This window comes from Kitasatospora viridis (genome assembly GCF_007829815.1).
Lineage (GTDB): Bacteria > Actinomycetota > Actinomycetes > Streptomycetales > Streptomycetaceae > Kitasatospora > Kitasatospora viridis.
Genome location: NZ_VIWT01000001.1, coordinates 3,442,760 through 3,455,970, shown reverse-complemented (window position 1 = coordinate 3,455,970; position 13,211 = coordinate 3,442,760). Strand labels below are relative to the sequence as shown.

Below are 13,211 nucleotides of genomic sequence, written 5' to 3'. Positions count from 1 at the left end.
TGCGCACATCATGGATATTTGTCCAGATTAATCCAATTCGAAATGTGAGACTCCTCTCCCGCACCGGTCTTGCGGGCGAGATGTTGATCTTGCTAGCCTCGCATGGATCTTGCAAGAACTGATACATCGTCAATTCGCCATTCCGATGATTGAGGTCGCGCGGATGCAGCTTCGCATCGAACTTCGCCCGACGACCGGAGCCTCGCAGGGCCATGCCCTCGGTCCAGCGGAAACGGTCGTGGCCCTGGCAGCCCTGGTCCATCGCTTCTCGGGACACGATCTGAGCGTGCAGGGCCGATGGTCGGGAGACGTACTCTTCCCGGCGCCGTTGCTCATCGACGCCGACCTCATGGCCTGCTCACTGGCCGAGAGCCGCACGCGAGCAGGGCTCGGCCCCCTCGAAGACAGAGCGCCCGACGTCACCGTCACGATCACCACGGGAACGGGCAGCGGATCCGAGGCAGTCGTCGACCTGGCCGAACACCTGGCGGTCGACGGCCTGGGCGGCGCGGTCACGGAAGCCCTGGCGCACTTCGCCGACGAGATCGCCCGGCTGCCCCACGTTCCGCTGAGTGAGATCGGCACCGTCGCTCCCGTTGAGGAGAAGCGGTTGCTGGCGCTGTCGGGCGACCAGTGGGACGACGCCGTATCGCTGCCGTCCGTGCACCAGTTGGTGGAGCGTCAGGCGCTGCTGAGGCCCGATGCCGGCGCCGTGAGCGACGGCGTGCGAGAGCTCAGCCGTGCGGAGCTCCAGTCGGCTGCCGTCCGCGCCGCACAGCGCCTGCGTGCCGCGGGAGTCACGCCCGGCTCGCTGGTCGGTCTGATGACCGAGCGAAGCCTCGACGCGATCGTCGCGTTGCTCGCCGTGGCGATGGCGGGGGCGGCTGCCGTGCCGCTCGATCCGTCCTACCCGGCGGCACGGCTGCACATCATGCTGGACGATCCCCGGATCGCCGCCGTGGTCCACAGCGAGGAACTCGCCGTGTCCGCTCCGGCGGGCGCTGCCGTGCTGTCGTTGGCGGAGCTCACCGACCAGGGCGGCCCCGGCTCCGCCCCATCGGACGTCGAGCCCGGGCATGCCGAGGATCCCGAGGACGCGCTCTTCGCCCTCGTGTTCACCTCGGGCTCCACGGGCGTTCCCAAGGGCGTGGAGATCACGCATCGCGGCGTCGCCCGGCTGGTGACGGACGAACAGTGCACCGGCTTCACGGCTGACGACGTCGTGCTGCAGTACGCGCCACTGACCTTCGACGCCTGCTTCCTGGAGATCTGGGGCGCGCTGGCACGTGGCGCCCGTTTGGAGCTGGCCCCGCCAGGACCGCTGGGGCTCGGCGAACTCGGCGAGGTGATCGAAGAACGAGGGATCACCGTCCTCTGGCTCACCTCCGGCCTCTTCCACCAGATCGCCGAGTACGAACCGGACTGCCTGCGCGGGGTGCGCCGGCTCTTCGTCGGTGGAGACGTCGTGTCGCCGCACCACGTCGACCGGGTCACCCGGATGTGGCCGCACCTGGAACTGGTCAACGGGTACGGCCCCACGGAGAACACCACGTTCACCTGCTTCCACCGGATCGACGGCGACGGCAGCGACGGCGACAGCGGGCAGGGCCCTCGTTCCAGCATCCCGATCGGCCGCCCCGTCGCCCGGACCCGCGTCCATGTGCTGGACCGGTACGGGCAGTTGGTGCCGGCGGGGGTCCCCGGCGAACTGTGGGTCTCGGGTGAGGGCCTGGCCCGCGGCTACGCGCTGCGTCCGGACCTGACCGCGGAGCGCTTCGTGACCGCGCAGGAGGGACCGCTGCGCGGCGTACGGATGTACCGGACCGGAGACCTCGTCAGGTTCCTCGACGACGGTGCCATGGAGTTCCTGGGACGCACCGACCTACAGGTCAAGGTCAACGGGTTCCGCATCGAGCTGCCGGAGATCGAGTCGGCCCTGCTCGCCTGCCAAGGCGTCCGCCAGGCCTGTGTGATCGTGGAACAGGACGCCGTCGGCGGAAAGCGGCTGGCTGCCTACGTGGTCGCCCAGGACCCGGACGGGAAGCTGGGGTTGGCGCTGCGCACCGCCCTGCGCGCGCAGCTGCCGCACTACATGGTGCCGACCCGCTACACGGTGCTCGAAGAGCTGCCGCTGACCCACAACGGCAAGGTCGACCGTTCCCGCCTCGCCACTCCTACGACGGACAAGGACTGAATCACCCATGACCACCCCCGCCACCAGGGTCCACGAAGCAGTCGTCGAGATCTGGACCGAGACCCTGGGCGTCGAGGTGACCCCGGACGCGGACTTCTTCCTCCTCGGAGGGCACTCGCTGCTGGCGACGCGGATGATCGCCCGCGTCGAGCAGACCCTGGGCGTGAAGGTGCGGATGCGCGACGTCTTCGACCACGCGCAACTCGACGACTTCGTCGCACTGGTGGCGGAGCGGGCCGCGGCCCAGCAGTGAGCGCGGCCCCGTCCGGGGCGAGCGGTCGACCCATGCGCAGCGGCCGTTCTCCGATGCCTCGACACTCGACGTCTCGAAGCGTGGAGAACGGCCGCTGACCAGGCGTCAAGCTCAGTGCTGGCCCGGCAACGAGGTGATCGGGTGCCCGGCGACGTTGTGCGGCTGGTACAGCTCTTCGAGGTAGCTGATCTCCTCCTCGTCGAGCACCACGTCCAACGCGTCGATGGCGTCCTGGAGATGACTCATCTTGCTGGCACCGACGATGGGTGAGGTCACCGTCGACTTGGACAGCATCCACGCCAGCGCCAGCTGCGCCATCGGCACCTCGCGCTTCTCGGACAGCTGCGCCAGCCGGTCGACGATCTCGCGGTCGCTGTCGCAGTAGAGCATCTTGCCGAACTCGTCGGTCTCGCTGCGGGCGCTGACGCTGTCCCACTGGCGGGCGAGCCGGCCCCGGGCCAGCGGGCTCCACGGGATGACGCCGATGCCCTGGTCCTCGCAGAGCGGCAGCATCTCCCGCTCCTCCTCGCGGTAGATCAGGTTGTAGTGGTTCTGCATGGTGCTGAAGCGGGTCCAGCCGTTCGCATCGGCGACGTACTGGGCCTTCGAGAACTCCCAGGCCCACATCGACGACGCGCCGATGTGCAGTGCCTTGCCCGCCTTCACCACGTCGTGCAGCGCCTCCATGGTGACCTCGATCGGCGTCGCCGGGTCCCACCGGTGGATCTGGTAGACGTCGACGTAGTCGGTGCCGAGCCGGCGGAGGCTGTTGTCGATCTCGGTCATGATCGCCTTGCGCGACAGGCCCACGCCGTTGGGGCCGGGACGCGTGCGCCCGTGCACCTTCGTCGCCAGCACGATCTCGTCGCGGTGACCGTACTCGCCCAGGATCTGCCCGACGATCTGCTCGCTGGACCCCGCGGAGTACACGTTGGCCGTGTCCACGAAGTTCACCCCGGACTCCAGGGCGTGCAGCATCAACGGCCGCGCCTGGTCCAGGTCCAGGGTCCAGTTGTGGACGCCCTTGCCCGGTGTGCCGAAGCTCAGGGCACCCAGGCAGATCCGCGACACGTCTATACCGGTCGAGCCCAGCTTGACGTACTTCACGTTGCTCTCCTTGATCGTTTCGGAGTCAGTCGGAATCAGTCGGAATCAGAACGACAACGCGCGACGCTCGCGGGCGTGCGGGGACCGCCCGGCACCCGCCGAGCACCACACCCCGCTACCGGCCCTCGCCCGCCGGTCCCCGCACCCGGGACGCGGCGACCGCCACCAGCAGGCCCAGCACGATGCAGGCCGCGCAGATGAGGAACATCCGCTGGTACCCGGCGGCCTGGGCGATCAGCCCGAGCGAACCACTGCCGATGGCGACACCCACCGTGAAGCAGGCTCCGAAGACCGACAGCGCCACGGCCCGCCCGCGCTCGCTGACCGAGCGCACCACGAGCACTCCCAGCGCCGGGTAGATCTGCCACATGCCCACGCCGGTGAGCACACCGCCCACCACGCCCAGGCCCAGCCCGTGCGACAGCCCGACGAGCGCGATCCCCGCGGCCTCGACCAGGAACAGGCCCGCCAGCGCGGCCGGCCCCTTGGCCTCCCAACGGATCCAGGTACCCGCGATCCGCAGCAGCACCACGGTCAGGGAGTACGCGGTGACCACGGCCGCGCCGCCGGAGACACCCAGGGCGTTGTACTTCGCGACCGCGAAGCTGGCGACGGCCGCGAAGCCGAACGCGGTGAAGACCAGTGCGACGCTCGGCAGCACGGTGCCCAACAGTGCCCGGCCCCGCTCGGCGCCGGCCTTCTCCTCCTTCGGGGGGAGACGCACCTCGGGCACGTACAGGGCGATCGGGATGACGAGCAGGGCGACCAGCCCGGCGATCACGAACGTTTCCGAGGTGCCCACCAAGCGACCGAGCAACGTACCCAGCGGAGCGCCCAGCCCCAGGGCCAGGTAGTTGACGGTACCGCCCAACCCCAAGGCCCAGCTCTGCCGGTCCTTGGCCACCAACTGCACGGGCCAGACCCCGGTCGCGGCCTGCATCACTCCCATGCCGACACCCACCAGCAGACGCAGGCCCACCAGTTCGGCGATGGACCCGGCCAGCGGGTAGCACACGGTGGCCAGCACGGTCAGCAGCGCCCCGCCGACGCTCAGCGCCCGGGCGCCGAGACGGTTCATCAGCGCACCCGACACCGGCCGCAGCAGCAGCGAGGTCAACGCGTAACTGCTGACGACCGCACCGACGTCCGCCGGGCCGCCGTGCAGACGGTTCGTCACGTAACCGGGCAGGATCGGAATCGTCAGGGCGAACGGCAGATAGCCGATCCCGGTGGCCAGCGAGATCAACAGCGCGTACCGCATGGAGCGCTTGTCAGTGGTCTCGGCGACCTCGGAATCCTGCTCGGTCAGCACGGCACCGCTCCCCTCGACCCCGATCCCGGACCCTGCGGGCCCGATCGCCCCGAGGACAGCATCACTTCGCATCGCCATGGGCGCTGGCGGCACCCACAGCGGCGCGGGCGACGATCTCCGAGACCGCCTTGGTGAACTCGCCCAGGGTCGTCTTCTCGAACATGATCCGCGGCGGTACGCGGTGGCCCAGCTCGGTGCGGATCCGGCCGGCCGCCTGCACCGCGAGCAGCGAGTGCCCGCCGCGCTCGAAGAAGTCGTCGTCCTCCCGCAGTTCGATACCGCCGAGGAGCTGGGACCACACCCGTGCGACCACCTCCCGCACCGGGTCCTCGGCGGGCACCGGCTCCGCGGCGGGGGCCGGCTCCGCGGCGGGCGCCGGGTCCGCGGCGGGCGCCGCTGCGTGCAGGGCGCGCAGGGCCGCGAGATCCACCTTGCCCCGCTCGGTCATCGGCAACCGGTCCACGACCGTGATCACGTTGGGCACCATGTGGCCCGGCAGCCTGCCCCGCAGATGGTCGCGGAGCTCATCGACCGACCGCCGACCCGCCGCGGCCACCACGAACGCGGCCAGCGCCTGCTCCTGCGGCAGGACCACGCAGTCCACCACGTCCGGGTGCGTGCGCAGGGCCGCCTGCACCTCGCCGATCTCCACCCGGTGCCCGTTGATCTGGACCTGCTCGTCACCCCGGCCCAGGAACTCGAACGCCCCCGCGGCGGTGGTCCGGACACGGTCCCCGGAGCGGAACACCCGTCCCAGGTCCGGCAGTTGGACGAAACGCTCCGCCGTCAGTGCGGCATCGCCCAGGTAGCCGCGCGCCACGCAGGCGCCGCCGATCAGCAACTCCCCGTCCGGCGAGACGTGCAGCTCGGCCCCGGTGACGCCGAGGCCGATCGGCACGTCCGGCCCGGTGTCCGTGCCCGCGTCGAACTCGTGGTAGGTGACCGCCACGGCGGCCTCGGTCGGTCCGTACCGGTTGAACACCCGTACTCCGGGAAGCAGTTCGGCGATCCGGCGGGCCGATGACGTCGGCAGCCGGTCGCCGCCGCTGATCAGGTACCGCAGGCCGGTGGCCTCGCGCAGGCGCGGCTCGTCGAGCAGCAACGGCAGGATCGCCGGGGGGAGCCGGACCGCGGTGATCTCCTGCTCGACCAGCGCGGTGGCGATGGCGAGCGGGTCCAGGTGGTCGCCCTCGGCGACCGAGACCACCGTGGCGCCCGCACGCAGCGGCCAGAAGAAGTCGGTCAGCGAGGCGTCGAAGGTGTAAGGCGCCACCTGCAACAGCCGGTCGCCCGGCCCGAGCGGCAGCCGCTCGGCGAGCCAGTCCAGATGCGGCGTCAGGTTGCGGTGCTCGACGACCACGCCCTTGGGCGCGCCGGACGATCCGGAGGTGTAGATGACGTACGCGGGATCCTCCGGGGCGCCGACGACGGCCGGCCCGTGCTCCGCGTCCGGGTCCGCGTCGACGTCGATGTCCACGCCGAGCGTGCGGACGCCGTCGGCCCCGAACCGGGCCGCCGTGGCCTCGTGCACCAGCACCACGGCCGGCGCGCAGTCCGCCAGGATCCGGGCCAGCCGGGGCGCGGGTTCCGCCAGGCTCAGCGGCACGAACGCCGCACCGGCCCGCAGCACGCCCAGCATGGCGATCGCCATGTCGGCCCCGCGCTCCAGGAACAGCCCGACCCGCTCACCGGGACCCGCTCCCGCTTCGGTCAGTCGCCTCGCCAGCCGTCCCGACCGCTCGGCCAACTCCCGGTACGTCAGCGCCTGTCCGGAACTGTCGAGCCAGGCCGCGGCCGCCTGTGCCCCACCGAGAATCCGGGCCTGCAACAAACCCTCGTCCGACATCCTCATCCCCCGCGGGTGGATCACTCAAGTGGATCATCAAAGACGTTCGATCCGACCACAGCATGACAAGTCTCGTCAATCATCGAACGTCAGGAACCGCTGTCAGGACGGTTACTGGCCATCTGCGTGTCACAAACCACGCTGTCCCGCCTTGAAACAGGGCTGTAGCATGATCCCAAAATCGGGGGAATCCTCTGATGACGCAGGGCCGCACCGCCACCAAGAGCCCCGGTACGGGGCCGCGGGCACTTGCAGACCGGCCTGCGAACAGCGCATCCGCGCAGGTCTCCCACGCCGCGAGATGAGGAGAAGCCACGCCCATGTCACCGCTGCCCGATGCCGTCTCCACCGATGTCCCCCTCGCGCTGACTGCTTTCCAACGGCGGATCTGGCTCGCCGAGTTGATCGATCCCGGGGTGCGCAACCACGTGCCGCTCGCCTGGCGGGTGGCGGGTCGGCTGGACCCCGACCGGCTGCGCGCGGCGCTGGGCCGGCTGGTCGCCACGCACGAGGTACTCCGCACCTGCTTCATCGAGGACGACGACGGCCTGTCCGTGCGGCTGCGCGAACCGTGGCTGCCGGAGCTGGAACTCCTCGACCTGCGCGACGACCCCAGCGGCATGACGGACTGGCTGGACGCCACCGTGCGCGAGCCGTTCGACCTCGAATCCGGCCAACTGCTGCGCGCCGCCCTCGGCGAGCTCGGCGACGACCGGCAGGTGCTGCTGCTGTGCCTGCACCACATGGTCATCGACGGGGAGTCGGTCCCCGTCCTGCTCGCGGAACTCGACCGCCACTACACGACCCCGGACAGGCCGCGACCGGTCGTCCAGTACCGGGAGTTCGCCGCCCACCAGCAACAGCAGCGCGACACCGAGGCCTGGAACGACGACCTGCTGTACTGGGCCTCCACACTGCGGGGAGCGTCCCCGGACACCCCGCTGCCCGCACCGGAGCGACCGGAGCCGAACGGGGCGTTCCAGATCCCGCTGCCCGCCGGACTGCTGGACTCGCTGCAGACGTTCCAGGCCCAGCAGCGCGTCAGTTGGTTCATGGTGGCCGCCACCGCCCTGGCGGTGACCCTGCACCGGTGGACCGGCCTGGACGACGTCACCTTCGGGTCCCCGACGGCGAACCGGGACGAGCCCCGGTTCGCCGACCTGCTCGGACCGTGCCTGAACACCGTGGTGCTGCGCTCCCGAGTGACCGCCGGCAGCACACTGCTGGACACCCTGCGGCAGATGCGCGACCAGGCCCTGGACGCACTGGAGCACCAGAGCGTCGAGTTCGACGACGTGGTCACCCGGCTCAAGCCGGCCCGGCGGTTCGGACGCACCCCCTACGCCAACGTCACCTTGAACATGAACCTGCTGGACGACCACGCCGGCGCACTGGACGGCACGCGGCTGACGCCGGTGCTGGACGACTCGCTGCGCAGCAACTACGCCAAGTTCGGCCTGACGGTGACCATGGCGCAGCGCGACGGCCAACTGATCGCACTGGTGGCCCACCGCGGCGACCAGCTCAGCGCCGAACACGCCCAGGAACTGGCCGCCGAGTTCGCCGACCTGCTGGCCCGCTTCCCGCAGGCCCTGAACGAGCCGGTCATGCCCAGCGGTGAGCCTGCGCAGCAGAGTTGACGATCCGTCCGACTACTGTGTGGTTCCCGCCAGGGAACCACACAGCACGTCGGCGATCGCGGTCGCAGTGGCACCGGACACGAGCGCGGGATCGTGGTCGACGCGCAGCGACAACTCCCCTCCGTCGTGCAGGGCCGAGACGACCACCGGCTGGTGGGCCCGGTGGCCCGACGGATAGCGGAACCGGCCGGGCTCACCCTCCAGCACCGGTGCCGGTCGGCGCGTGCGGTCGATGAGGGTCAGCACGAGGTCGAGGTGGCCGGTCCACGGCGCCTGGCACGCCCGGGCCGCCCGGACCACCTCGTCGAACGGGGTGTCCAGGAATTCCAGGTCGTCCAACCAGCTCTCGCTGACGCCCTCGTCCTGCGGGTTGGCCAGCACGGTGTTGATGAAGCACCCGACCACGCCCGCCCCGTCCTGGCTTCCCCAGGTGTAGGCGACCGGTGCGGTTCCCGCCAGCCGGGAGAGCGCCTGGTGGCAGCCGTCCAGCACCGCCGGGAACGGCCGGAGCGCGGCCGGCCCCGACAATGTGACGCGCTGCCAGATCGAGGCGCTGGTGCCGGGTTCCGGCGCGTCCGTGCCCCACAGGCCGGGCCCCGCGTCGCGCACCCGCGACGTCCAGTGGTCCAGCGCCTCCGGTCCGCTGGCCGCGTGCTCCTTCTCCAACTGCTGCTCCACCGCTTCGCGGTAGCGGTGCAGTGTGGCGGCGGCCGCCGCGGAGTCCGGCTCGCCCGCCGGGCCGTGGTACTCGGACACCAGCTCGTCCAGCACCAGGCCGGTGGACTCGCCGTCGCAGACCAGGTGGTCGAAGCCGATGGCCAGCAGGTCCCGCCGCTCGTCCCTGGCCAGGAGCACCCGGAACGCACCCGACCCGGTGGGCCGGTGGTCCAAGGCGGCCGACAGGGCGAGGTCGGTGTCCGGAGCCGTGATCTCCCGCACGACCGGGCCCTCGGGAAGCGGGTGGATCCGTAGGACCGGCACCCCGCCGGCGGTGTCGGCGGCCCCGCGCAGGGCCGGATGCCGCAGCAGGACCGATCGCGCCGCCTGCTCCAGTCGTTGGGCCGACAGCAGACCGGGCGGGAATTCCAGGAAGACCGGCAGGATCTGGGCCCGGTCGTGCGGGTCGGTGGACCTGGCGTGCTGGAACCTGCGCTGCGCGCCGGTCAGCGGCATCAGCTCGGCGGCTCCGTCGTGGACGTTCGCGTAGTGCTTGAGGTAGGTCCTGGTGATGCTGCGGTGCACAGCTGGCCTCCACGGTGTTCTGTTCCTGCGTCGGGCCGTTGTCCGCCCCGGAGGTGGGCCGCCGACGTCCCTGCCGGAATACCGGAAGCGCTCCAGCTCGGGCAGGTCGTCGCCTGCCCGAGCTGGATCGCGGTTTCAGCGGCGCGCGGCCGCTACTGAGCCTGTCATCGGTTCATGACCCGCTCGGCCCGGGTCAGGTCCGACGGCTCGGATCGGACGGCCCGGATCAGATCGGACCGGACCGTGTCGGTGAACAGCCCGACCAGGCCTTCGGGGTCCTGCCGGGTGTGGAAGTGGCCTCCCGGCCGCACGGCCGACTCGAAGGCCCCGTCCGTCTGGTCGCGCCAACCGGCCGTCCACGCCTCGCCGTTCGGTTCCGCATCGCCGACGATCGCGGTGATGGGACTGTGCAGCCGCGGGCCCGGAACGTACTCGTAGGTCTCCAGCACCTGCAGATCGGCGCGGTAGCAGGCCAGTGCGGCGGCGAGCAGGTCCTTGTCGGACGTGGCCGCCGCGGGCAGCGGGCCCCAGAGCCGTTCGATCTCGGCGTGCAGCTCGGTGTCGTCGAGCAGGTGCATCGACTGGGACGGTGCCAGCAGCGCCGGGGACGGACACGACGAGACGAACAGCCGCAGGGGCTTCGGCTGCAGGGCCCTGGCCACCTCGAACGCGACGAGCGCGCCCAGGCTGTGCCCGAACAGGGCGAACGGCGGGGTGAACTCCACCTGCGCGAGGATCTCGCCCACCAGTTCCGGCATCGAGGTCAACGCCGACTGCTTGAGATCGTGGGCCCTGCCCGGTGGTTGGATGGCCACCAGCCGCAGGCCGAGCGTGTGCGCCGCCCACCGCGCGTACTCCCCGCCCGCCCCACCCGCGTGCGGGAAGCAGTACAGGGTGGCGACGGAGGCGTGCGGTGCCGGGCGCGCGATCACCCGTATGTCAGCCACGGGACACCGCCGAGCCGTCGCGCATCTGCTCCTCGATCAGTGCGGTGAGCTCGCGCACCGACGGCGCGAGGTACATCTCCCGGATCTCCAGCTCCACCGGCAGCAACTGCTCAAGCTGGCCCAGCAGTTCGTTCGCGACCAGCGAATCCCCGCCGAGGTCGAAGAAGCTCTCGTCCAGGTCGACGTTCGGCAGGCCGAGCATCTGGCCGAACAGCGCGGCCACCGCCCGCTCCACGTCCACCTCGGCGTCCGCGGCGTCCGCGGTCTCCCCACCGTCCGCGGCGGACGCGGTGGGCGCCGACGGCTGGCCGGTGGGCCCGGCCTCCAGCAGGTAGCGCTGCCGCTGGAACGGGTAGCCGGGCAGGGGCACCCGTCGGGGCTGCTCCGCGTGGGCCCCGGCCCAGTCGATCGGCAGCCCGGCGAGCCACAGCTCACCCAGCACTGCCAGCGGGTCGGTGGCCGTGACGGCGATGTGGTCCGGCGTCCACTGCGGCTGCTCCCGCAGGCGTGCCAACAGCGGCGAGTCGCCGATCTCCAGGAACAGCCGGCCCGGGGTGTCCAGGGCGGCCTGGAGCTCGGCGTCGCTGCTGTCCGGGGTCAGGGTCAGATCCGGCGTCAGGCCGAACGCCTTCCACCGCTGGACCGACTGCCAGGAGGCGGTCTCCGACACCAGCAGGGCCACGGCTCGCCCGTCCCTGGCGCGGTCGCCGGTGATCAGCCGCTCGGGGGCCTGGCCGCCGAGCACCCGCAGTGCGTCCTGCCGATCGCGCACCACCGCGTAGCGGCGGTGGCCGTGCAGCCGCCTGCCGACCTGCAACGTCCAGGCCACGTCCCGCAGTTCGAGCTCGGGCTGATCGGTCAGCCGGCCGGCGACGCGGGCCGTCAACTCGTCGAGGGCGGCCGGGGTGTGAGCGGACAGCACCAGCACCTGGTCCTGCGCGCCGTCCGCCCTGGACAGCCGGGCCGGCGGCTGCTCCAGCACGGCGTGCGCGTTGCCGCCGCCGAGGCCGCGCGCGGTGACACCCGCGCGGCGCGGCAGCCCGGTGGGCGCCCACGGCGTGGGTTCGGTCACCACGGCGAACGGGCCCGCCGCGAAGTCGATGTCCGGGTTCGGGGTGCGGTAGTTCAGGCTCGGGGGGATGACCCCGCGCTCCACGGCGAGCACCGTCTTGATGAACCCGGCGATGCCGGCGGCGGCATCGGTGTGCCCGATGTTGCCCTTGACCGAGCCGAGCAGGCACGGCTGCTCACGCGGCTCCCCGTCGGCGAACGCGTGGTTCAGCCCGGCGACCTCGATCGGGTCCCCCACCCGGGTGCCGGTGCCGTGCGCCTCGACGTAGGTGATGGACGAAGGCGTCACGCCCGCGGCGCGCTGGGCCGACCTGATCACCTCGACCTGCCCGCGCACGCCCGGCGCGGTGAACCCCGCACGGTCCCTGCCGTCGTTGTTGACCGCGGAACCACGCAGCACGGCGTGGATGTGGTCGCCGTCGGCGATGGCGTCGGACAGCCGCTTGAGCACGGTCATGCCGCAGCCCTGGCCACCGATCACCCCGTCGGCCGCCGCGTCGAACGGGCTGCACGTGCCGCTGGGTGAGGTGATCCCGCCGACCCGGTAGTTGTCCAGCGCGGCGGGCAGCCGTACCGAGGTACCGCCGGCCAGCGCCAGGTCGCACTCCCCGGACAGCAGTGCCCGCGCGGCGAAGTGCACGGCGTACAGCGAAGTCGCGCAGGCCGCCTGCACGTTGGCCGTCGGTCCGCGCAGGCCCAGCTTGTAGGCGACCCGGCTGGCCAGGTAGTCGCTGGTGGTGCCGGTCAGGATGTCCCAGTTGGTGATCGTGGCGTCTTCCAGCTGCCTGGCCCGCATCGTCTCCGTGTAGGTGGACAGGCTGGACCCGGCGTAGATGCCGATCAGGCCGGGGAAACGGTCCGGGTCGTAGCCGGCGCTCTCGATCGCCTCCAGCGAGCACTCCAGCAGGATCCGGTGCTGGGGGTCGATGAGCAGGGCCTCGCGCGGGGTGTAGCCGAAGTAGCTCGCGTCGAACCACTCCGGCGTCTCCAGCAGGCCGCCCGCGGGGACGTACTCCTTCGTGCTGCCGCCGGGGGTGAGGAAGCTCTTCTTGGGGAAGCGGCTGATGCTGTCCACACCGGCCACGAGGTTGTCCCAGAACTGGTCGGGATCCGTCGCGTCCGCGAAACGGCAGGCCAGTCCGATGACGGCGATGTCCGTGTCGCGCCACTCGGCCCCCGGGCCGGCGGAGTCCGGGACCGCGGCCTTTTCCTCGACGACCGCCACCGGCTCCTGCACCTGTGCCGATCCGTCGAGGAATGCGGCACACGTCCGGATCGTGGAGTAGATGAACAGCTGCGGAAGGGTCGGCCGGATACCGGTGCGCTGCGCGATCTGCTCCCGCACCATTTGCATGAGCATCGAGTAGCCGCCGACTTCGAAGAAGTTGTCGGTCACTCCGACTTCGTCGAGTTCGAGGATGTCGCACCAGATCTCGGCGAGAATTCGCTCGGTTTGGGTGACGGGGGGCTGACTGGTGCTCACTTCATCACATCCCGGTGTCGTCCGTTTTCATGGCCAGTGAATATCGCCCAACACGAAGAAGTCATCGAACCGCCCAGTCTCATGAACCCCGGCAACTTTCCCGATCGACACGCATG

Annotated in this window: 9 protein-coding genes; 3 read left to right on the top strand and 6 right to left on the bottom strand. The window is 70.9% G+C overall.

Going from position 1 to position 13,211, the window contains the following annotated elements; translation table 11 throughout:
• Nucleotides 1-109: 109 nt before the first annotated feature.
• Nucleotides 110-2,194, top strand: a complete 2,085-nt coding sequence (locus FHX73_RS15385) for an amino acid adenylation domain-containing protein (RefSeq protein ID WP_145905546.1) — start codon at nt 110-112, stop codon at nt 2,192-2,194.
• A gap of 7 nt (nt 2,195-2,201) precedes the next feature.
• A complete protein-coding gene (locus tag FHX73_RS15380; RefSeq protein ID WP_145905545.1) occupies nt 2,202-2,447 on the top strand; it encodes a phosphopantetheine-binding protein in 246 nt (81 codons plus the stop codon).
• Nucleotides 2,448-2,558: 111 nt separating this feature from the next.
• Here the strand turns inward: FHX73_RS15380 and FHX73_RS15375 are convergent, their stop codons facing one another.
• From FHX73_RS15375 to FHX73_RS15365, 3 genes are all read right to left on the bottom strand, one after another.
• Complete coding sequence (locus FHX73_RS15375; RefSeq protein ID WP_145905544.1) at nt 2,559-3,554, bottom strand: aldo/keto reductase; 996 nt, start codon at nt 3,552-3,554, stop codon at nt 2,559-2,561.
• A 115-nt stretch (nt 3,555-3,669) separates the two neighbouring features.
• Nucleotides 3,670-4,866, bottom strand: a complete 1,197-nt coding sequence (locus FHX73_RS15370) for an MFS transporter (RefSeq protein ID WP_170304929.1) — start codon at nt 4,864-4,866, stop codon at nt 3,670-3,672.
• 61 nt (nt 4,867-4,927) lie between these two features.
• The gene (locus FHX73_RS15365) at nt 4,928-6,712 is read right to left on the bottom strand and encodes a non-ribosomal peptide synthetase (protein ID WP_170304928.1); all 1,785 of its coding nucleotides are present in this window, start codon (nt 6,710-6,712) and stop codon (nt 4,928-4,930) included.
• Between the two features lie 320 nt (nt 6,713-7,032).
• Between FHX73_RS15365 and FHX73_RS15360 the strand changes: the two genes are divergently transcribed.
• Nucleotides 7,033-8,352 (top strand): condensation domain-containing protein, encoded by a 1,320-nt coding sequence (locus FHX73_RS15360; protein WP_145905541.1) that lies wholly within the window; start codon nt 7,033-7,035, stop codon nt 8,350-8,352.
• A 12-nt stretch (nt 8,353-8,364) separates the two neighbouring features.
• Here the strand turns inward: FHX73_RS15360 and FHX73_RS15355 are convergent, their stop codons facing one another.
• The 3 genes from FHX73_RS15355 to FHX73_RS15345 all read right to left on the bottom strand — a co-directional run bounded on the left by FHX73_RS15355 (nt 8,365) and on the right by FHX73_RS15345 (nt 13,095).
• Nucleotides 8,365-9,594 carry a condensation domain-containing protein gene (locus tag FHX73_RS15355; RefSeq protein WP_145905540.1) on the bottom strand — a complete coding sequence of 410 codons (1,230 nt, stop codon included), beginning with the start codon at nt 9,592-9,594 and terminating at the stop codon, nt 8,365-8,367.
• Nucleotides 9,595-9,758: 164 nt separating this feature from the next.
• Complete coding sequence (locus FHX73_RS15350; protein WP_145905539.1) at nt 9,759-10,541, bottom strand: thioesterase II family protein; 783 nt, start codon at nt 10,539-10,541, stop codon at nt 9,759-9,761.
• The gene (locus FHX73_RS15345) at nt 10,534-13,095 is read right to left on the bottom strand and encodes a type I polyketide synthase (RefSeq protein WP_145905538.1); all 2,562 of its coding nucleotides are present in this window, start codon (nt 13,093-13,095) and stop codon (nt 10,534-10,536) included. Before FHX73_RS15345 ends, FHX73_RS15350 begins: the two co-directional genes overlap by 8 nt.
• Nucleotides 13,096-13,211 lie beyond the last annotated feature (116 nt).

Excerpts from the sequence above, each read along its gene's own strand:
- FHX73_RS15380 (WP_145905545.1), top strand. The coding sequence starts at position 2,202 with ATGACCACCCCCGCCACCAGGGTCCACGAAGCAGTCGTCGAGATCTGG.
- FHX73_RS15365 (WP_170304928.1), bottom strand. The coding sequence starts at position 6,712 with ATGTCGGACGAGGGTTTGTTGCAGGCCCGGATTCTCGGTGGGGCACAG.
- FHX73_RS15360 (WP_145905541.1), top strand. The coding sequence starts at position 7,033 with ATGTCACCGCTGCCCGATGCCGTCTCCACCGATGTCCCCCTCGCGCTG.